13 protein-coding genes are annotated in these 20,961 nt (G+C 40.5%); 3 read left to right on the top strand and 10 right to left on the bottom strand.

Going from position 1 to position 20,961, the window contains the following annotated elements; all coding sequences use genetic code 11:
* Positions 1-182 precede the first annotated feature (182 nt).
* Complete coding sequence (locus tag KHN79_RS18890; protein ID WP_182009161.1) at positions 183-533, top strand: Hpt domain-containing protein; 351 nt, start codon at positions 183-185, stop codon at positions 531-533.
* A 69-nt stretch (positions 534-602) separates the two neighbouring features.
* The gene (locus KHN79_RS18895; protein WP_182009160.1) at positions 603-2,231 is read left to right on the top strand and encodes a response regulator; all 1,629 of its coding nucleotides are present in this window, start codon (positions 603-605) and stop codon (positions 2,229-2,231) included.
* A gap of 82 nt (positions 2,232-2,313) precedes the next feature.
* Here KHN79_RS18895 and KHN79_RS18900 read toward each other — a convergent pair whose 3' ends face one another.
* Positions 2,314-4,227, bottom strand: a complete 1,914-nt coding sequence (locus KHN79_RS18900; RefSeq protein WP_182009159.1) for a methyl-accepting chemotaxis protein — start codon at positions 4,225-4,227, stop codon at positions 2,314-2,316.
* A 593-nt stretch (positions 4,228-4,820) separates the two neighbouring features.
* Here KHN79_RS18900 and KHN79_RS18905 point away from each other — a divergent pair.
* Positions 4,821-5,429, top strand: coding sequence for a response regulator transcription factor (locus KHN79_RS18905; RefSeq protein ID WP_182009158.1), 609 nt, complete (start codon positions 4,821-4,823; stop codon positions 5,427-5,429).
* Here the strand turns inward: KHN79_RS18905 and KHN79_RS18910 are convergent.
* The 9 genes from KHN79_RS18910 to KHN79_RS18950 form a co-directional block, all read right to left on the bottom strand.
* The gene (locus KHN79_RS18910; RefSeq protein WP_182009157.1) at positions 5,419-6,312 is read right to left on the bottom strand and encodes a LysR family transcriptional regulator; all 894 of its coding nucleotides are present in this window, start codon (positions 6,310-6,312) and stop codon (positions 5,419-5,421) included. The genes KHN79_RS18905 and KHN79_RS18910 overlap by 11 nt on opposite strands.
* 181 nt (positions 6,313-6,493) lie before the next feature.
* A complete protein-coding gene (locus tag KHN79_RS18915; RefSeq protein WP_182009156.1) occupies positions 6,494-7,861 on the bottom strand; it encodes a GGDEF domain-containing protein in 1,368 nt (455 codons plus the stop codon).
* Positions 7,858-8,469 (bottom strand): response regulator transcription factor, encoded by a 612-nt coding sequence (locus KHN79_RS18920; RefSeq protein WP_182009155.1) that lies wholly within the window; start codon positions 8,467-8,469, stop codon positions 7,858-7,860. The genes KHN79_RS18915 and KHN79_RS18920 overlap by 4 nt, the downstream gene beginning before the upstream one ends.
* Positions 8,470-8,471: 2 nt before the next feature.
* The gene (locus tag KHN79_RS18925) at positions 8,472-9,626 is read right to left on the bottom strand and encodes an EAL domain-containing response regulator (protein WP_182009154.1); all 1,155 of its coding nucleotides are present in this window, start codon (positions 9,624-9,626) and stop codon (positions 8,472-8,474) included.
* Complete coding sequence (locus tag KHN79_RS18930; protein ID WP_182009153.1) at positions 9,610-13,278, bottom strand: transporter substrate-binding domain-containing protein; 3,669 nt, start codon at positions 13,276-13,278, stop codon at positions 9,610-9,612. The genes KHN79_RS18925 and KHN79_RS18930 overlap by 17 nt, the downstream gene beginning before the upstream one ends.
* 637 nt (positions 13,279-13,915) lie before the next feature.
* On the bottom strand, positions 13,916-14,569 hold the full coding sequence (locus KHN79_RS18935) for a hypothetical protein (RefSeq protein ID WP_182009152.1): 654 nt from the start codon (positions 14,567-14,569) through the stop codon (positions 13,916-13,918).
* Between the two features lie 168 nt (positions 14,570-14,737).
* A complete protein-coding gene (locus KHN79_RS18940) occupies positions 14,738-15,127 on the bottom strand; it encodes a hypothetical protein (protein ID WP_182009151.1) in 390 nt (129 codons plus the stop codon).
* A gap of 2 nt (positions 15,128-15,129) precedes the next feature.
* Positions 15,130-17,025: an SUMF1/EgtB/PvdO family nonheme iron enzyme gene (locus KHN79_RS18945; protein ID WP_182009150.1), complete on the bottom strand. Its 1,896-nt coding sequence runs from the start codon at positions 17,023-17,025 to the stop codon at positions 15,130-15,132.
* A gap of 90 nt (positions 17,026-17,115) precedes the next feature.
* A complete protein-coding gene (locus KHN79_RS18950; RefSeq protein ID WP_211907280.1) occupies positions 17,116-20,793 on the bottom strand; it encodes a leucine-rich repeat domain-containing protein in 3,678 nt (1,225 codons plus the stop codon).
* Positions 20,794-20,961: the final 168 nt, after the last annotated feature.

A 20,961-nucleotide genomic window follows, 5' to 3' on the forward strand; every position in this document is an offset into this window, starting at 1 on the left:
AACCTTAATTACCATATCCGCTCAGCGCATTCGCTTTATGCGGTAGGAAAATTCTCACTAAGCAACAATTCATTTAAATTCAATTAGTTACAAAAAACCGCGCAACACCACTAACCTTGACCAAAATGGCTAATGAATTCACGATCATAGGTGTATTTTTAACAATAAACGGGCACTAAAATATGACTTCTCACTCTTCTGCAAATACCCAGTGGTTACTCAACTTTCCTGAAGATATGAGAATTCATATGGCAAACGTTTACATCGAGGCTATGGAAGAGGACATTGCCTTGCTAAAAGAGTCATTGCAGGTGGAATCCAGTGAAACAGCATCAACGCTGCCCATTGTACATAAAATAAAAGGCGGTGCTATGCAAATAGGATTAAATAGTATCAGCCGTTCTGCGGCTGTCACTGAAAAACTGGGTAAGCTGGCTTCACCTGCTTATTCAAAAGCATTATCAGTCTTCGTGACAGACATAGAGCAAAGTATTATCGACGTGACGGATTGGAAGAACATCAATAACGTGTAGACCGATACTAACATTTCTATACCCAAATAACGTTTCATCCAAACCATTTTATTTTCGAAAGGCAACTCTATGAGTCTAAACAATAGAGATTTAAAAGTTCTGATCGCCGATGATTCCAGATTAGTAACCAACAGCATTTCAGCGATGCTTAAAAAAATCGGCGTAAAAGACATTAAATGCGTATATAAGCCATTAGAAGTCCTCAACGCATGTAAAAACGATAATTTTGATCTCGTCATTTGTGATTACAATTTTCAGACTCAACTTAACGGCTTCCAAATTATGGAAGAGCTTAAGTACCATAAATACCTGCCTGCCCATACTACGTTTGTTTTCCTTACCGGCGAAAATGATCTCAAAATCGTCCGTTCAATCATAGACAGTGAACCGGATGATTACTTACTGAAACCTTTTAGCCAGGAGTTTTTTCAGACCAGACTGCGATCTGCGATGAAACGACGTGCATCGCTAGTCAAAATTCATGAAGAGCTCAGCAATGCCAATTATGAAGGAGCGGTGACCGCTTGTGATGAGCTGCTGCCATTACATCCGAACTACTCTACTTTGATCAGACGCTATAAAGCCTACGCTTTAGTCCAGAGTAAGCAGTTTGCCAGAGCTCGCGATGAATATGAACAAATGTTAGAAGAGGACAACTTTGACTGGATAAAGACCTCACTCGCCAATACCCTAATAGAGGCGCACGAATTTGATAAAGCCCAAGAGGTTTTAGATTCACTTCAACGCAAAGACGACAACCCTTATTACCACGATGAGATGTCAAGACTTGCCGTAGAAAAAGACGATTTACCACGAGCCATCGAGCACTTAAAACTATCGGCCATGCTTTTAGATGCAGGTGCGGAAAGAGAACTTGTCATCGCGAACCTTTCCTTAGCGAAAGAGTCATACAACGATGCAGTTACCTATATGAAACGCTACTACGAGAAAAACATAAACACGTTTAGAGGTGGTGTGTTAACCAAGCTGAACTACGTAAGATGCTTTCTCTATCGTGCATTACTCTCCCCGGGCACCTACAATTTTGACAATATGCTTGCTGGCTTAAAACCATTTATCAGAGAGATTGAAAGAAGTAATGAGCTAAACACACAGTCAGATTTAATTGCTGCGCATATTGCTTTGATTCGAGGTGACCTAAAAAAGGCGGTTACCAATGTTAAGCAGGCATTAAAAGCTAACGATTTGACTCATTTCTACGACCAATACCATCTTTGTGTGCTTCTTGAACGCTGTTCATATATGAAAGACGTCAAGATACTCCTACCTAAAGCCCGCTCTGCTATCGCTAAAGAACAGCATCCAAGTATTCTCCGTAGCCAAATTCATATGTTCCAGAGTTTTGAGGTACGTATTCAAGAATCTCAGAAAGAAATTGCCCAGATAAGAGAACACCTTGTTGGCCAAAAAACCATTGCCGCAGCAGAGATTTCCACACATTTTGACCACTATTTTAAATTGCACGAATTGCTACCGAATTCAGCCAGAATTTGCCTGGCAATCATTAAACTGGCATCAATACGCCCATTTAACTACCAGGGTAACTATCACATTCTGAGTAAAATTGAAGCATGTCATAAGGTTATGGAAAGTTTATGCAGTAAAGAGCAACTTGGGGATATGGAGTATCACTCCATGTACGACAAGGCAAAAAGCAATATCAGGAAGGTGATCTAACTGGGCTAAATCCTTTTAACGCAGTTAGAGTTTCTACTAGATATACCCAAGTTCTTCATGATACTTGGGTATAGTAGTTAACTTAATTTAACTTAAAGAATCGAATTTGATCCGATAAGTTGATGGACATTTTCGCCAGCTCGTCCGCAGCCTGATTCGTGTCTTGAATCATGTGCACAGTTTGATCGACTTTTTCTCTTACTGAAACAACGCTTTGGTTGATCATTTCGGCCGTTGCGCTCTGTTCTTCTGTCGCTGCTGCAATTTGCGTATTTAGATCATTGGTCGAATCAATATTTGTTGAGATACTAATGAAAGCGCCATTTGCCGATTCTGCTTGTTTCACAGTCTCTTCCAGCATTAACTGGCCAGCGTCAATCGATTCAACGACCTGAGACGTATTCTGTTGCAATGTCGTAATACGATCACCAATCTGCTCAACCGCTTTTTGTGTTTGCTGAGCTAGCTGTCTGACTTCATCAGCTACAACAGCAAATCCACGACCTTGATCTCCTGCCCTAGCCGCTTCAATAGCTGCATTTAATGCGAGTAAGTTAGTTTGCTCTGCAATACTCTGAATAACAGAAGTTATGTCTGCCACTTCAGCGGTACCGTTAGTCAGTGTTGCAACTTCTTGGCTAATTGAGCCCATTTGACTCGCAAGCCCGCCCACTTTATCCATTGTTGTGCCCATCATGCTCTGCCCCTGGTCAGAAGCTTCTGATGCAAGTTCAGACTCTCTGGAAGCGTTGTTCGCATTTTGAGAAACTTCAGCAATAGCTACCGTCATTTGGTTAACTGCTGTCGCCACCTGGTCAGTTTCCATTTGCTGAGCTTGTGCACTGGTTAAAATTTCAGCATTAATCGCAGAAAGCTCTTCTGATGACGAAGCAAGTAAGTCACTACATGAAATAACTTCCGAAACCGTCTGGCACAATTGCTTCTCCATGTTGTTCATGGCATGTAGCATACTAGCTAGTTCATCATTGCCTTCAACCTTCTCTGGCGCATTACTCAGTTCACCTCTGCTAAGTCTCTCTGCCATCAATTGGGCTTTGTGTACGTTTTCAGTGACATTTTTAGCAACAAACCAACACAATATACAAACAGCAGGTAAACCAAGAACAAGGGCGAGCACAACATTCATCGTCGATTGCTCAGTCAAGTGCTGAACTTCATCTTTGACCACTTCTTGTTCACTGATCGTGTCTGCTACCATAGTAACTAACTGCTCAGTTAATTTTCTACCAGTAACACCTAACTGCGACCAGATTTCGTTCCTTTCGCTGATAGTATGCTCTACTTGCTCTAAAGAAGTGATCAGTGATTGAACAGACTTTTCTAATTGTTGCTTTTGAACAATAGGTAAATTACGCAATTTATCATTAAATGACTTTAACTCGGAAACAGATTCAGAATAAGCTTCTGATTTATTCGTAATTAAGTAGTTAGCTGTTTGAGCCGTTATCCCTTCAAATTCGAGAAGAAGTGCATACAACTGGTCAGAGATACTTTTTACATCCTCGTACTGCGAAGCGAGATTCCGCAGAGCCGCTTCGATTTGATCATGATTGACTTGCAACTCCTTACCGAACTTTGAGCGTTGTTCCATTACCTTCGCCACATGAGCCAAACCACTTATGTATTGCTTCAAGTCTTCACTTACGATCTTAAAATCGTCACTCTGTTTGCTATTTTCTAGTGCATATAGATGTGCACTTTTTTGTGCTCTATCTAAGAACTGCATTGAACGGTCATAAAAGTATTCTTCTTGTGAAGAACGAAAACTTAAGGAATTGATGCGAGCTCGTAACAAATCAGAACGGATGTCAGTGGCATCGATAGCTCGAGTATTAATTTCTTCAAATGATAAGAAATTAGCGTTTATGTTTTTGGTAGTCAGTACTCCAACTAATGAGACTGCTGACAAAACAACAATGGCAGCACCTAAAACTAAGAAAAATTTGTGTCGTATTTTATTTATTTTGTTTAGCATTACGCTAACTCCGATAGTAGCAGACCGCAAATTTTACAAATTAGCGTTAAAGAGCACAAATCAAAGTCAAACACAGATACGCATATAAGTCATTGTAAATAAACAAATTAAATGCCAAGTAAGATTATTCCCACACTAAATAGAGAGCCGGATTTCAAATCTAGAGTTAGATACTTATCGCTCTCTCCCTATCAAAATAAAAAGCAAAAATAGATGCGAATTTCACTTTTTGAAACTCTCATTTTCCTTCATTTTATACGGATATTTCCTACAATATCATCTCAATCCGACAAGGTTGTATCCGGAAAAACAATATACCCAAATAACCTCACAGCGAGAATGACTTAGCTTACAGGTGAGGCAACGATTTGAAGATCTAGTGGTTCTACATCAAAAACCGTTAACAAAGGCTGTGAGCTAAGGAAACTCACCCTTTGGGAGCGTGTCACTGACACATTTTCAGCGTCAAATAACTTGTAAATAGCTTGTATTCAACTGCGTTATTTTCCTCGAACTTGAACCAGTAACAACGCTCTGAATCCTGCATCTTGAAGTCATTTGTGTATAAACTCTATGTATAAAATGAGGTCCATGTGAAAAACGTTCTTATTATTGATGCACAACCGCTTTACAGTGAAGCACTTGCTGCGCTCGTAAACGATGTGACAGATACTGCTGACGTAAAACAATCAACTAGCAGTTCTGAAATAATGGAGTTAGTTCGTAATCAAAGGATTGATTTGATTATTTTAGATGTTGTAATCGGCGATCGAGATGGTATGCGTTTAGCGAAAAACGTCTTGGCAAGTGGATACCATGGGAAAATCCTTTTTATCTCTTCGAAAGACTACTCTAGCTTGTCTAAAGCAGCATACGAACTTGGTGCAAATGGCTTTTTGCACAAAAATGAGAGTAAGCAAACCATTAAGGACGCGATTATCAGTGTTTCTCGTGGTTACTCTATGTTTAAACTTAAACACACGCAGTTTTCAAGCAACCTTGCGTTGTCAAAACGCGAAGCGATGGTATTCCACTATTTAGCTCAGGGTTATTCAAATAAACGAATCTCAGAGCAATTGTCACTCAGTGCGAAAACCATCAGTACTTATAAAACGAGAATTCTGAAAAAGTATCATGCTACGTCGCTGATCGAGCTACTGAATACCATTCCTGAATCAGAGGGCGTACAAACTAGCTTTTAGTCGTCATATATCTAGCGATTGCGTCAGTTAATATCTGATGCATCGCATCATGGCGATTAATTTGCTTCATTTGTGCCACGACCTTTGGCCAGCCATTCGCGAAATGGGATTCAGGGATCGGTATAAAGCGAAACCCTTCTATCGGAGCCTGAAAGTTATGAAGTATTCCTGCAAACCCAGTTTCTTTTACAAATTTTAGTAAAGCGTTAACATTGTCCAATGTGACGATTCGATTGACAGTTAAACCTTGATCTTCCAATGCTCGTTTAGCAAGTTGCTCGCGCTCTTTCCATCCAATCAATCCAAACATAGCTATAGGTAATACAGCCGCTTGTTCAAGGGTGGTAATACCTGACTCTTCCGTCACCACAACAATCGTAGGCGCATATCCTACAAAACGTTGGTAAATGGATTTTGGTAACTCATCGTTAAAGTAATGTAGTTGAACATCAACTTTGCCGAACAGTATATCTTCAACGGTATGCTCATTGTTAGTGGTGATCGTAATATGCGCTTTGGGAAATGTTTCCATCAGTTCCATCGCTAACAGATGGCCAAATGAATATTGAGCGACTTGAGGCAAAGAGATTGTGATATCCTTCTCGTAGTTTTCTGGTTTAAACTCTGAACTCACTAAGCATCTATCTAACTGCTCAAGTGCATCTTCGATTTTAGGTAACTGCCGTACGAGGAACTGTGTCGGTTCCAGATGATGAGGATGACGTATAAACAGTTCGTCATTAAGCTGGGCGCGTAAACGAGCAAGATACTTACTGATTGACGCTTCACTTTTCCCTAACGCTTTGGCAACAGGCTTTAACTGGCGATGCTTTTCTAACAAAACGAGTATTTTTAACAGATTAAGATCGAGTTCTTTGTTCACAACAAGGCACCATTGACATTTGGCATTTTCAAGAAAAAAATAAGGCAGCCACTGCTGGGAATCAGTGGCTGCCTTATATAAAAGACTAAATTTACCGTATGGTCAAATTTATCAAATCGTTATGTCACAATCCTGACAAGACACGCTCAACCACCCTGCCTGAGTGACTGACTCGATTGAATCAATCTCGTTTTTTCTTCATTTCGTACAGCTCCTCATCTGCCCTGATGATCACATCCTCAAGAGACTCATGTTCTTCTGATGTAGCCAGACCGATGCAGACACTAATTTCTATATCCAGTGTTTTCAGACGATTGTCCTTTACCACGCCCTGAAGTTTATCCGATAAGACTGAGGCTTGGCTGAGGCTACAGCTAGGTAAAATAGCCAAGAACTCATCCCCTCCTGTACGGACTAAATAGTCGCTATTGCGAAAGACTTTCTGCATGGATTCAGCGATGATTGCTATCGCATCATCACCGACATGATGACCGTACTTGTCATTAATTCTTTTAATTCGATTACCGTCAATCGCCATCACAGTGTATGGTGCCTTATTGAGACGCACATTAAATGCGTCATCTTTAAAGAGCCTTCGGTTGTACAAGCCCGTCAGTTCGTCTTTTGTTACGTCCGTTAAAGCATTATCAAGTAAAAGTTTGCCTTCTTGTGCTTCAGAGAACTTTGAGAAATACATCATGCATAGCACGAAGAAAAGCGGCCAAAGAGCAAAATAATCAACGAATACCTTAGACATTGGATACTTATAAACCAAAACATTAAAATTATCGATTACAAAACTCTTAGAAAAATACAATTCAGGAAAAGGATAGCCTGGGTAATAAATCACTATATTGCGGTTGCCATCACTTAAACTTGTTTTTATTGCTTTCCCATGATCATAAAAACGTTCATTATCAATTAGCGCTGCATATTCGCCAACTATCTTATTATCCAGATAAACTGGTGCCATTAGGCTTATAGTGTTCTGGCCAGTAATAACACTATCAAAAGGCTTAGAAACCAAAATGCGGTCACTAAGTTGCCCCTTCCACGCACTTAATATGCAATAACCATACTCTTGGCAGAGTTCTAAACTAAATCCAATGTTCTTGTCATCAATCCCTTCGACATGACGTTCCAGAATAAACTTGTTATCGGTAAATGAACGGAAATAGAAGAAATATAAAGGCTTCTCAAACGTATGAAATAAATAAACTTCAGCGTCGTGAAGCACCTTACGTGCAACTGCTTCGACAAAGTCTAATTTGGCACCGGGCTCTTCAGAGATAATCATATCATCAAAACTCAGCTCTGTTGCTGACTCTACCTCTTCCGCACTTAACAGCCGATGGTTTTCTAGTTCTGACTCAGTCAACATACTAAACAGAATAATACGTTGCCTTATATTTTTCAGCGTCTCAACGTAACTGCTAAACTGCTTCTCCCTATAGCTAGTTACACTCATCGTAATGCCCACCAAGGTAGTGACGAACAGCAATGTAGCGGTTATAAGTGCTAATGTAATATTCTTATATTTTAATGTCATACTGCGTCCTTGATATCTCCCGCGACTCTTGTTAATTCCACGATATTGCTAACATTAAATTTGTCTAACACACGGCGTTTATACGTGCTTACTGTTTTGTCGCTGATAGATAATACTTCGGCGATATCTCGGTTTGATTTACCTTGCAGTAAGTATTTCATCACCGCGCTTTCTCGGCTTGATAGCTGTGGTGCTTCTTTTACTTCGACCGTCGCCTGCTTGAATTTAAAGAACGAGTAGCCTTTTGATACTGCCTCAATCGCGTCTTTAAGAATCTCGTGATTCTCTGACTTACAAACGTAGCCGTCTGCACCAGATCGGAACGCCATCTGGCTGTACATTTGGCTGGTTTCTGCAGAGAAAAAGATCACTTTCCCTTCGTAACCGTGAGATTTGATACGCTTATAGAAATCAAAACCATCACAGTCAGACAGGTTAACATCCAGGATTAACAACTCAATGTCATTCTCTTTTATCATTGATAGTGCAGACTTGGACGAGGTTGCTGTAGACACTTGGTTTGCAACACCTAAGTCTTCTAACAAGTATTTAATCGCAACACAGACAAGCGGGTGATCATCAAAGATCAAACAATTTAAAGTATTCATTTTTAGTTCAGTACGGTTATTGCTTCTAAGGGCATTGGTTTGTTGATGTAAAAACCTTGGCAAAGGTCAATTCCATATTCGCGCATGACTTTCATGGTTGCTTCATCTTCAACACCTTCAGCCACTACAGGAATATTTAAGCTTTTTGCGAGCGCACGTATCGCCGCAACGATATTGCGCTTTTTAGGGTCACTTTCGATCCCATAAACAAAAGCGCGATCAATTTTCAGCTCGTTAAACGGCAATTGAGCTAACTTCTCAAACGTCGATGAGCCGGTACCAAAATCATCGATTGAAACAGTCACCCCGTTCATTCGTAATTTCAGCAGGTTTTTATAGAGTGACGCACTGGCCTGAAACGTGTCGCGCTCAGTGATCTCTATAGTTAATTGCTCTGGATTAATGTCATGTTCATGACATTGTTGCAGAACGTAGCTTGCAAAGTTACGGTCTTCTAAATTCGCCTGTTCAGCATTTATAGAGACTTTTTTTGTGATGCCATGACTTTTGATATCACAGATAACGTTGCTCAATACCGCTTCAAAAAGTTCTTTCGATAAGTCACATCGTTCTACGATAGACAAAAAGTGATACGGAGACAGAACACCATAGATCGGGTGGTACCATCTCGCCAGTGCCTCATAACCCAGCACTTCGCCGGTTTTCGTATCGATCAGCGGTTGGTAATAATTTTTTACCAGCCCTTCACCCAGTGAGAAAAGAAACTCCTGATCTTCTACCATTATTGAAGACGAGTCCGCCGCTTTCTGTTGGTGCTCTTTCTGCATATTCTGAATGATGTCTGCAACTTCAGTTTGGTCATAAGGCTTTTGTAGCTTACCTACTACCTCAAAACTAAAATCGGCACACATCGCCTGCAATGCAGAGATCATAGTCAGATCCATCGCACTGACTATGACAACTTTACCTTGGTAATTGATGTAATCGAGAAGCTCCATCATGTCGACGCCATCTTTTTCGGGCATCATGATGTCGCAAAAGATCACATCAAACTTTGTGGTTCTGGCACACTGAATCGCCTCTTCCACACAATTAAACGAACTAACGTAAGCATCGTGTTTACGTAATGCATGCGTCAGTAAAGTGGTTTGAAGAGGATGATCATCGATCACCATCGCGTTAAACTGTCTGTTCATTTATCTCTGCCCAGTTCTCTATCTTTTCGATCTCCTTCTCGATACATGTTGCTAATTCCGCTACGTACTTATCCAGTTCAGCAGCAGAGGCTTTCTCAGCCTTAATACACAACTCGACTAACATAGATATACCTATCGCACCCACAGCGCCTTTTATGCCGTGGATTACCTGCTTTTTATCTTTTTCAGTGGAAGCACTGTTTAGCTTTTCGATATCAGTCGCCATAGACTGACTAAACACTTGAGCTATCTCTTTAGCTTCCCTTGGTGGAAACTTCTCTATCCAAGTCGGAGATGAAACCTGTTCGGTTTGACCGATAAACGGAATCAAAACACGTTTCAGTTTATTGAGGTCATAAGGCTTATACAGCACATCATCCATCCCCATCTCTTTTGCTTTCTCGCTCGCAAGACGAGAGTCCTCTGCCGTTACACCAATAACCGGAATTGCTTTATGCTTCTGTGAAGACTTCACATGCTTAACCAGTTCGTAGCCATCCATTTCCGGCATATGGAAATCGGTTAGGAGAACAGCAACGTTCTCATTACGCTGTATGTACTCCCAGGCTTCACAACCGTTATTCACGATCACGGGTTTAATACCAAGCTCGTTCAACTGCATCGTAATGATGCTCTGGTTGATTAAGTTATCTTCTGCGACAACGACAGTGCCATCTATCCAGGACAGGCTTTCAGACACCCGTTCTACTTTGTTTGGCTCTTGCAAGCTTTGATCGAACAACGTCAGCAACATATCCGGATATTGTATTTCGTTACACGACAGACAAACTGGTGCTGCATCTTGTTGACTAAACATAATCCCTTTACAGCGCCCTTCTAGATCAAACTCAGGAACTAAATTTGCCTCGTCAAGTGCTGGTTGAACATCCCATACATCACACCATTGACGAACGTTCAGCGGCAGTTCTTCACTATATGTCCACTTTGAATAGTTCTCACTGGCGTAATCACAATGAGTCACCGGTAATTTAACAACGATTGTTGTGCCCAGTCCGTATTGCGAATCAATCGAAAGCTCACCGCCCATACATTGGATGAGACGGTCAACAATACTCAGCCCTAAACCGGTACCACCAAATTTACGAGTGATGGTGTCATCCGCCTGAACGAACGGGTCCAGAACACCTGCAAGCTGACTTTCTGTCATGCCGATACCAGTATCCGCAACTTTTACCGTCAACATTGCTTTATACACAGTGACACTGATGCCGATTTCACCTTCCGCGGTAAACTTAATCGCATTGGAAAGCAAGTTAGTGACAATCTGAATCAAACGCAGTGAATCAACTTCTACCAAACGCTCCGCAAATGGCTTGATAACGACTTTGTAATCTAAACCTTTATCCAGGGCTTTAGGTTCGAAGCTACGCAGAACATCACAAAGCGTTACAATCAGATCAGTTTTTACTGGTACAACCGTCAACTGTCCTGCTTCCAGTTTTGAGTAATCCAGCACTTCATCGACAAGTACATTCAGGTGATTGAGCGAGCGCATCGCCTGAGTGATTAGCTCTCTGTTCGACGCGTCGTCAACCTGTCGTTCCAACAAATCAAGAATGCTGTGGGCAGCAGCCAAAGGCGTTCTTAATTCATGACTCATCGTTGCTAAGAAATTTTCGCGAGCACGTACCGCCGTTTGTGCCTTTTCCTGCGCATCAATCAGAGCCTGTTCACGCTCTTTTTGCGTTGTAATATCCTGAATCAGCGTCAATACAAGCTTTTTCTTACCGCTAGGAGACGAAATTGTCTTACGTTCACGGTAAACATGGTTTATACCCAAGCCACAACCTGAAGACGCAACCTCTTCTGCTATCCTCTTGCCTTCAAAGACTTTGATTAGCTCACTTTTATTCTCAACAAGGCGCGAATTAGTTGAACAATTTTTCAGGCTACACTCTTTGCACTGACCATGCTGGTATCGTGCGCAGTTACTCATCTCCAGGCTATTGTTCTCATCGTGGATAAATACCAGGCTGTTAATTTCCTGAATAATATCCATGAGCCACTTCTTCTCTTTTTCTTCGTTGTTGGCATTTAATTCTGCCAAATTCACCTTCAGTTTGAGGTGACTGAGAACGAAGTAAACTACAACGAGCAATAGCGCAAATGCGAGAGCAGCAAGCAAGAAAACGCGAGCCATATGTTCGTCATCGTAGCCATACACAAGATTGAAGTTTTGATATGAACGAAGCAGTTTGTCGATTTCGTTCGAATCAATCGTCTCAATGACGCTGTCGAGCATATTTTTTAGTTGTGTGTCATGGTTCGACACCGCAAAAGCAATCGAAAGTTTCAGCGTATCGTGGTGGTTAATAGTAAGGCCGTCTACCTGATCTTGTGCAATCAGACTATGAATAACGTCATCAGGAACGTAAGCAATATCCAACTTGCCTGACTTCAGGTCCGACAATAGCTGTCTCACGTCATCGTATCGGGTAAAGCGATCATGTTGCCATGAGTTTAAATGTACTAATCCTTGCTTTTTAAAACTGATCAATAAGCCCAGTTTCGAACGGTTAGTCGCATCAACTTCGTGCTCCTTGGTACGGATAGAGACGAACTTGTTGTGCATAAAGGGTTTAGTTACTAACCAGTCTGACGCGGGAACTTCATCAACATAAGCCACGGGAACCAGATCCGAGTTAAATGCCGTAAGGCCACTGCTTAAGCTTGCGTTAGGCTTAACAAAGTCAAATTTCAATCCCGTACGTGACTGGATTAACTCCATAAAATCCGGGAGAAAACCATCTAAATGACCAGACTGCTCATTCTTGTATAAAAACGGATACGAATCTTCACTGCTGCTGTAAGTAATCTTGCGGTCATTGCCGACTTTACGACGGTACTCCACCAGTAATTTATCGTTGATGTGGTAAGGATTACTCGAAGCGACAGAGCGAATGTTTTTGCCGCTCTTTTCCCAGTTGAGGATCTTGTTAATTTGATTAACCAGTTCCTGATTACCAAGCCCTGTAATGAAACTTACCTTCTCATCAGGAAGCCAGTCAGGTACATCAATTGCCCCTTTAACAATATTTTGCTCATCAAGGTACTGAGTAATAGCGACATAGGTCGAAATCAGCGCATTTGCACGGCCACTGCGAACGTATTCGAACGCTTCTAAGTTACTTTTAACCGGAACAATATTCGTGAAGCCCTGCTTTTTAAGGCTTTCACAATAGGCTGTGCCCTTTACACAGACCCATTTAATGCGTCTTTGATCGCGCTCTTTTTGCTTGGTGTCTTCGTACCACACCGCAATCGTGCTTGAGAAGAATGGCTGTGAAAATAGAAATCGAGCTTCTCTATCTGGAGTTTTACTAAAGCCTACTGCACCATCAATAACGCCGCTTTCAACATCAGCTAGCAAAGGCAGGATTTCATTGTATGGACGAAGCTTTACTCTAAGGTTGAGCACTTTCGCAATATTAGATAAGTAATCGAGGTTGATACCGTAAAACGGCCCAATGCTATCAACAATAGAATCCGCAGACTCACGCTGGGTGATCACTCCAACTGTGACAGTGTCTCTTTGTTCTTCGTTTGCAGATACAGCAGATGCATGAAAAGAAACCAATACGCTGATAAACGTAACGGTTAACAAGAATGCTTTTCTAAGAATGCTGAACATAAAGACTTCCTCTAATTGGGAAGTCAGACTAATCTGATGGGCTTAAAAGTCAAATTGCGGCCCTTTACAATACAACACCTATCATATTGATATTAAATAATTAAATCGCTTCATGTAGGTAACTCCTTACAGCATCTTCAACCTTGGACTACACGTTATTTGCGCTCAGCGTCCCAGAAAGCGCTCAAAAACGCGTTTCATCTTACATAGTGATTTGTAATAGCTCGGTCAATACGAGCAGTCCAAAGTAAGAATGTCAGAAGTCGTTGATTACAAGCTGTACCATACATCTTACAAGTGATGACGTGCCACGTCGTTAGTTTTTAAATAAACAAGAAACCGAGTCACAAGATATTCTTTCAGATATTAATTCAAACAGTGATAATCATACTGAAACTCGTTTAGAAGCAGCTTAGTCCACGCTTAATGGTACAAAGAGGAGCCCACTGGAAGAACCATTTAAGGACTCCAAGCAAAAAATGTTTACCTATGATTGACGAAACATAACTTAACTCGCGACCCAAAAACAGATGGTACTAAAACCTTTTGGACCGCTCTTATCTAAATATTTCAATAAGATAACGAGTTAAACTCTTCAGACAAAAAACTTCCAAGACGCACCAATAACAACACTATGTTAAACGCCACCAACTCCTTGAGAGTTTAATTCTGTTATCACTGATGCTAAAGCGGCATCCTCTTTTTCAAGTCGAGCAATTTCTTCAGCATATTCGTTATATTGCTCAGAATCTTTAACAAGCATATCAAGCATTAATTTCCGGTCCTGTAAAACAAGTTCAGAATTCTTTTTATTCATTTGAGCTTTAGCTAAGTCAGTTTCAAGAGCTTCTTTATTACCCTTATTTGCTTTAATACTCGCCTTTAGTTCTGCATTTAACTGAGCATATTCGTAATTTACTTTTCTAGCTTCAGCCAGCAGCGCTTCTTTTTTATCATTATCTAAAGTTACGTCTCTTAAATTAGAAATTTGTACCATAGCTATATATTGAGCTATCTGCTGAGCAGCAATAGTTCCTCCGATACCTGCAGCTAGTTGTAATGCTAATGGCCAATCTTCTCCATATTTGTTTATCAATATAGCAGAAACCGCTACTCCACCAATAGTACCAGCGACCGTCGCCTGCTTCATTATTTGCTGCTCACTCTCAGACCTAATTACATTTTCATTTGTTGTGCTTGATGTAATCGGTTGGATGCCCGTCGTCATACAGCCAACTTGAGGTAATAAACATACAATAGACAACGCTGTATAACCAATTTTGTTAAACATATTCCCCTCCGCATAAGAAGTTTTCTATAAAATACATTGCAAAATTTTTGGCAGCGTCATTTAATTCTATTTAAAAAGAACTACAGCTATAACCCCCCCAACTTAAGCACATTACCAGTAGTGCATTGATAAACTGCTCTACATTGTCGACAAATATAGTAGGTAATTTTAAAAACTATAAACCTCAATCAATTCTTTTTTCTTCTCAATATCTTTTTCAAGCGTGTTTTTTTTCTCTTGCAGTATGATTAATTGTTTTTTCTGATCTTGTTGGGTTTCTTTCATACTACCTGACGAAGTATTGCTAGATACTTCTTCAATCTTTGCTATTTCATATTCTAAGTCAGAAAGCTCAGCGTTCAGTGACGCGAGCTGCGCTTCTAAAGCAATACGCTCTTTCTCACTGTCACGTGTTTTATCTTGCTCTACACCTAGATTTGCGCTGAGTATTTGTTGCCTTTGCTCTTGTGCTTTCATCGCATTGTGGTAAGCACAACCAGAAACCAAAGCGAATACAATACATAACAAACTGACTCTATTTAAAATTTTTCTAATCATATTCACTCTCTTATTTCTAACTCAGTAAGAAGGTTTTTATAAAGATAGTCTAACTGCGGGTATTTGCCCTGTTTAACTTCGTTGATATGCCTCTCCAATAAATCCATCCCCTTAATTTGCTCTTGACTTATATTATTATCCTCTAACCAGCCGGTGATTTTTGATTTTATTTCAGGAAATAAGTTATGGTCTGTATTATCAACAATTTGAATTACATATTTTCGGTATTCCTTCAACATACTTTCCGCTTCGCTTTCATTAATCGCCCACGCATCTTGGCTCAGCGCACTACCTGCTTTCTTTTTAATTTCAATCGCTTTTAAATTCCTCCAAGCGGTGAACAGATTATAACCAGCCACACGAACTAAAGCCTCCAGCAGACGTTTTTCTGCAAGCACTATCCGTTTTTCGTTCTTCTCAGTCTCGAATTCAGCTAGCTTACGTCCGCGTATTGCATCATCTAATTCCTGTTGTAAAACACGGTTCCGTTTCTCAATTGACTCTGCTCTTTTCAGCTCATCGTTCTGCTTATTAACCGTTTGATTCAGCCTAAATCGCTCTGCTTGCAAACGCGAGATTTCAGAGTCTTTGGCTTTAATTAAAGTAAGCGTTTTCTGTTCGACGGAACTTTTATCAACAAAGGTCGCTAAATCTTCGTTCTTCGCTTTTTCTGCATCTAGCTCTCTTTGTAAGGCCGCTAGCTCGCTAGCCTTTTTATTTAGAATACTTTTTAAATCAGTGTAATTAGATTGGATAGTTTCATTCTGCTGATTTAAATCTTTAACATCGTGATCTAGTTGATTGATTCTTTCTTTCATGTAACTGATTAGATCGTTTAAAGACTCAAATGACAAATTACTTTGTCCATGCAAAGAAGACCAACCTACACCACCAACACTATTTAGATAATCATCGAAGCCATCAGCTAGTTGATCTTCGCTAAACCCAGCCCCGCTTACGAACGTTCCTAAAGCGAGTCGAAATCCTACTCTTTTATCTCGCTTGCTGTAGGGATCGTAACCTTTATACTCTGCACGTTTAGAAACTTTCAGATCATCAAGTTCATCATCGAAATTTCCTCCACGAATGACTAAACCACCATATCGTGCAAACAGAAAGTCATGACCGAAAATACCGTAAGTAATTTCTGACGCATTACCTAGCATGTCATACAATTTCAAAGGGTTTTGCTTAAGATCGCTTGACCCCGTCTCTTTAAGCTTCCCTCCTGACGATCGCCTATACCATTCATAACCTTCTATTGACATTACTCCCCCTTCCTCATAAGGGTAATGTCGATCAAAAACTTCTGGGGATACCTCGTTGCCACCACGAGCAGCAAACTCCCACTCAACCTCAGTAGGTAAACGAACATAGCCCACAGCGTTACCATACCTTGGTAATTCATTTATTTGATTTTTCGTTAAATAAATATTCAAAGCTTCGATAAATGTCAGTATTTCAGCTGGAGTCTTACCTGTTTGAGGAAGTAATGAGTTGTCTACCGGTTCGATGTCCTCCCCTTTTTCTTTCTGCCACCAACGCATTACAGCGTTCCACTGCCTAACCGAAACTTCTGTTTCACCTAGATAATATAGCCACTCATTTCGACCTTCATTTAGTGCAGTAAACGAACCACCTAGACTTGTAATTGAAAGATGCTCTTCATAGCTATTCACACCCTCACGCGATCCAAGCTTCACTCTTTTTGCGGAAAAAATCTGATTGCCATCAAGTCCTAAAAAAACAGGCCGAAACTTGATAGAGACGTTGTCTGGCAACGGGAACTCTTTTACTAATTCATCAGATTCTGACGCATCCGATGCATAAAGGTTGGTGCTGAAAATCGCACCAACAAACATATAAATCAATGACAATAAGGAAAAATGGTAAGTCATATCTGTACCTTTTCGAGTCAATTTTGCGACCGACACCGACAGTTAACTCAGTTTTAGCCTTTTCTTTAAACATACACTCAGATTGAACACTTATTCCTCAACCTCGCACAGCTCTCTAAAATTGAGTAAATTTATTAATAAGCCTTGTTTACATATTTGTGGAGGTAAGTAAGTCAACTGGTTCTGACTAGCTTCCAACCTCTCCAAAGTGCTCAAGCCAGCTATACTGGGCGGCAAGGTGAACAAGGCATTTCCACTAACAAGTAGTCTTCTTAATGCTTTCAACTGACCTATCTCGGGCGGCAACGCTGTTAACTGATTATCCATGACATCTAATCTTTTCAATGCGCTCAACTGACCTATCTCGGGCGGTAATGAGGTTAACTCGTTATTATTGATGTCTAGCCATTCCAACGATCTCAACTGACCTATTTGTGCCGGTAAGCTAACCAACTGGTTTTCATTAATGTCTAGCCTCTTTAATGTACTCAAAGCACCTATCTCCGAAGGTAACCTCGTTAACTGGTTCTGATTGAGATCCAGCCTTTCCAATGCTCTTAGCTGACCTATTTGAGCTGGTAAGCTAACTAACTGGTTTCCATTAAGAAACAGTTCCCGCAAGGAGATTAATTGTCCTATCGGGGGAGATAAGGTGGTTAAATTATTGTCATAAACATCCAACCACTTTAACGCTCTCAATTGACCAATCTGCGCTGGTAGGTTAGTCAACTTATTATGACTCACGTCCAACCTCTTCAACGTGCTCAACCGACCGATTTCCTTTGGCAAAGAAGTCAGTTGGTTACGACTGACATTCAACTCTTCCAACCCGCTTAACTCACCTATCTCTGATGGCAAGACAGTTAATTGGTTAGCACTAATATTTATATCTTCCAATATAATCAACTGACCGACATTCGCTGGTAAATCAAGTAACTCGTTGCCACTGACGTCTAGCCTCTTGAGTGAGTTCAACTGACCTATCTGAGTTGGTAAATCAATTAACTGATTGTTACTAATAGATAGCCTATCTAATGATAACAATTGACCTATTTTTTCTGGCAAGGTGATCAACTCATTATGATTGACTGACATTTCCTTAAGTGCAGCCAGTTGGCCTATATCTTCAGGTAAGGATATCAATGTGTTATAACTGACTTCTAACCTCTCCAACTCGCTTAGCTGAGATAAAGACGCTGGCAAGTTACTCAGCTTATTATGACTAACATCCAGGCTTTTCAATGAGCTTAACTGACCTACCTCTATCGGTAATTCAGTCAGTTTGTTATGACTAATATTTAATTTCTCCAATGCACTTAATTGAGCAACCTCTGTCGGTAAGCTAGTCATTTGATTCAGGTTCTCGCTCCCACTAATATCTAATCCCTTCAACGTATTTAATTGGAACATTTCTTTCGGCAAGTTGGCCAACGGGTTTTCGCTAATATCCAGTACCTCCAGTGACGTCAATTGAGCTATCTCAGGCGAGATGAGTATCAATTCATTACCACTTACATTCAGCCTCTCTAACCTGCTCAGCTGAAATAATTCCGGAGGCAATTCGGTTAATCCATTTAAACTAACAGTTAGCTCTTTCAACGTGCTTAAGTGACCCAACCCAGATGGCAAGGTAATTAACTGATTATCACTAACGTTAAGCACTTCCAATACCGTCAGCTGACCTATTTCTGAAGGTAACGTTGTTATCTGGTTATTACTTATAGAGAGACTCTTTAATGATCTTAACTTACTCACTTCCAGCGGTAGCGTGGTCAACTTATTTCCACTTAGCTCCATTTCCTTCAATGAGACCAAGTAACCTACCTCTGGTGGCAATGCCCCTATCAAATTATTACTCAAATCTAGCACTTCAAGCTTTGGGAAAGATATCGCTATTAATGCTAATTGCTCCGAATCTAGTTTGTTATTTGATAATTTTAAGTGTTTGAGATTTTTTAGTGACAGCGCCTTAACAGGCAATTCAACAAGACCAAAACCTCTTAGATCTAAACTATCTTGACCTCGCGCCAGTGCGTTAGAAATAATTGCATCAGGTGTTATATCTGGACCTGAGAAATTATTGAACGCCTCTTGCGAGAAGCTTTGCCTTATTAAATAGATTTTTGCTTTATCTTCTGTTGTAAGTGCAGCGTAAGTTTCCTCTTTTCCGATTTCTATGTAGCAATTTGCTTGTTCAAATTGTTCAATATGATTCAAGACCATCATCGAATTAACACGGCAGTGTTTAATTTCACTATGTAAGAATACGATTGGCGTATCCTTTCGAGTATCGTCATCGGCTTCATAGATGTACCTAAAATCCACTCCAGCTAATCGAGAGAGGGAAAAAACAACTCCGCTCATACGACTACCGCGAAATGTCGCTTTATTTAACTGCGCTCGAATAAATTGTGCATTTGTTAGGTTTGCACTGGTAAATCGGGTTTGTGCCCCCTCGGCTATGATACCGACGAAAGAAGTATTCTCAGCGGATATATCTGTCATATTGACACCGCTTAAATTCGACAGAGTAATATTCGCATAATCGAGGTTTGCTCTTGAGAGATTAGTGCCGGGTAGAAAAAGGGTGTTTTCGATTGCAGAGTAAGAAAGATTGGCTCCAGTCAAATCACCATCGATAAGTGCACGGTTAAGAACAGAGCCCCGCAAGTCAGCGTTAGAGAAATCTACACCACAATAATCGTTATCAGATAACCGGGCTAGCCTCAGATTTCGACCTTCGAGTCGAATCTTAGGTAGCTGGTTATCTGTCTGACAATTTTCTCTATTTCTGAATGTTGTCTCTACATTTTGTTCTGTTGCAGCTTGAGCGTTAACATCGTGCGTGATTTTATCTTTTTCAGAAAATAGAGAATTACCATCTTCTGTAGTTCGACTGTTCAAGACTTGAATCTGAGAAGTGACGTCGATATGTGGAATCAGCCAAGAAGTATTTTGGCTATCAACCAGAGGTTTTAGCGTTTGCGGGACCATGTCTGCGGCAATAAGTCCCCCTACACGAAGAGCAATAGCACCTATCGCCAAAGTTAAATAATACTTTTCATACTTGCTAGCCTTAAATCGAGACTTACAGGTTTCAAACTCAGACCTTAAGCTCTTAAAGAACTGGATAACCTTTTGTTTGACAGTGGCGTCAGTACCCTTTTCTAGTTTGCTCTCTACTTGGTGTGTGAATTTCTGCGGGTACTGGATGGGAAGCCAGAGGACTAAGTGCAAATAAACAGACAAAAGTATGCAAGCCCCATGGAAGGCGGTTGTTCCATAACTTTGATAATTTGCATATTTCCAACCGATTAATACAAGCAACGCTAAAGGAAGAATTGATATCATTCCCACAATGATGGCATTGATTAAATAATAGTTTCTTGAACGACGTTGCTGAGTTTTATCTCCTTTTTCAGGTGTTATAGGGAACACGTCGTATTTGGCTCGGGTGTTGAACATAAACGCATGCAACAGATCGAGGTTAGATATTTGATTGTTATCCTTGTGACCTAACCAAGCTTGTAATGTTCGAACGTGCTCGTGGAGGTTGATATACAGGTTGTATTGTAAAGCAATCAAAATCCCTGGGGCTAAATGTACAAAGTCTCTAATCGAAACGGGAATTCCGACTAAAGGTAAACTCAGAGTACTATCTAATAGTAGTAACTGTAGATCAGTAGTACTCACAACAGTAACGAGTAGATAAAGTTGCAAAAGAAAAAAAGCGAGCACTACGTTTCGATTTTTTTTTACTGCTATCATCGAGTGCACTTTTCAGAGCAGACATTTCAGTCGTAAGCTGTGGTTTATTACGAAATCTCAATGAATTCATCCCAAACTGGTTTTTAAGCACAAACTTGCATAAGTATAGGACGATCATTCTAAATATCTAACCTTTAGCTAACACAAATATCATTCAATGAACAAATA

This window comes from Vibrio sp. B1FLJ16 (assembly GCF_905175385.1).
Classification (GTDB): Bacteria; Pseudomonadota; Gammaproteobacteria; order Enterobacterales; family Vibrionaceae; genus Vibrio.

What these genes read in the sequence shown, in the direction of transcription:
- KHN79_RS18890 (WP_182009161.1), top strand. Translation starts at nt 183, where the DNA reads ATGACTTCTCACTCTTCTGCAAATACCCAGTGGTTACTCAACTTTCCT.
- KHN79_RS18895 (WP_182009160.1), top strand. Translation starts at nt 603, where the DNA reads ATGAGTCTAAACAATAGAGATTTAAAAGTTCTGATCGCCGATGATTCC.
- KHN79_RS18900 (WP_182009159.1), bottom strand. Translation starts at nt 4,227, where the DNA reads ATGCTAAACAAAATAAATAAAATACGACACAAATTTTTCTTAGTTTTA.
- KHN79_RS18915 (WP_182009156.1), bottom strand. Translation starts at nt 7,861, where the DNA reads ATGACATTAAAATATAAGAATATTACATTAGCACTTATAACCGCTACA.
- KHN79_RS18920 (WP_182009155.1), bottom strand. Translation starts at nt 8,469, where the DNA reads ATGAATACTTTAAATTGTTTGATCTTTGATGATCACCCGCTTGTCTGT.
- KHN79_RS18925 (WP_182009154.1), bottom strand. Translation starts at nt 9,626, where the DNA reads ATGAACAGACAGTTTAACGCGATGGTGATCGATGATCATCCTCTTCAA.
- KHN79_RS18930 (WP_182009153.1), bottom strand. Translation starts at nt 13,278, where the DNA reads ATGTTCAGCATTCTTAGAAAAGCATTCTTGTTAACCGTTACGTTTATC.
- KHN79_RS18935 (WP_182009152.1), bottom strand. Translation starts at nt 14,569, where the DNA reads ATGTTTAACAAAATTGGTTATACAGCGTTGTCTATTGTATGTTTATTA.
- KHN79_RS18940 (WP_182009151.1), bottom strand. Translation starts at nt 15,127, where the DNA reads ATGATTAGAAAAATTTTAAATAGAGTCAGTTTGTTATGTATTGTATTC.
- KHN79_RS18945 (WP_182009150.1), bottom strand. Translation starts at nt 17,025, where the DNA reads ATGACTTACCATTTTTCCTTATTGTCATTGATTTATATGTTTGTTGGT.
- KHN79_RS18950 (WP_211907280.1), bottom strand. Translation starts at nt 20,793, where the DNA reads ATGATAGCAGTAAAAAAAAATCGAAACGTAGTGCTCGCTTTTTTTCTT.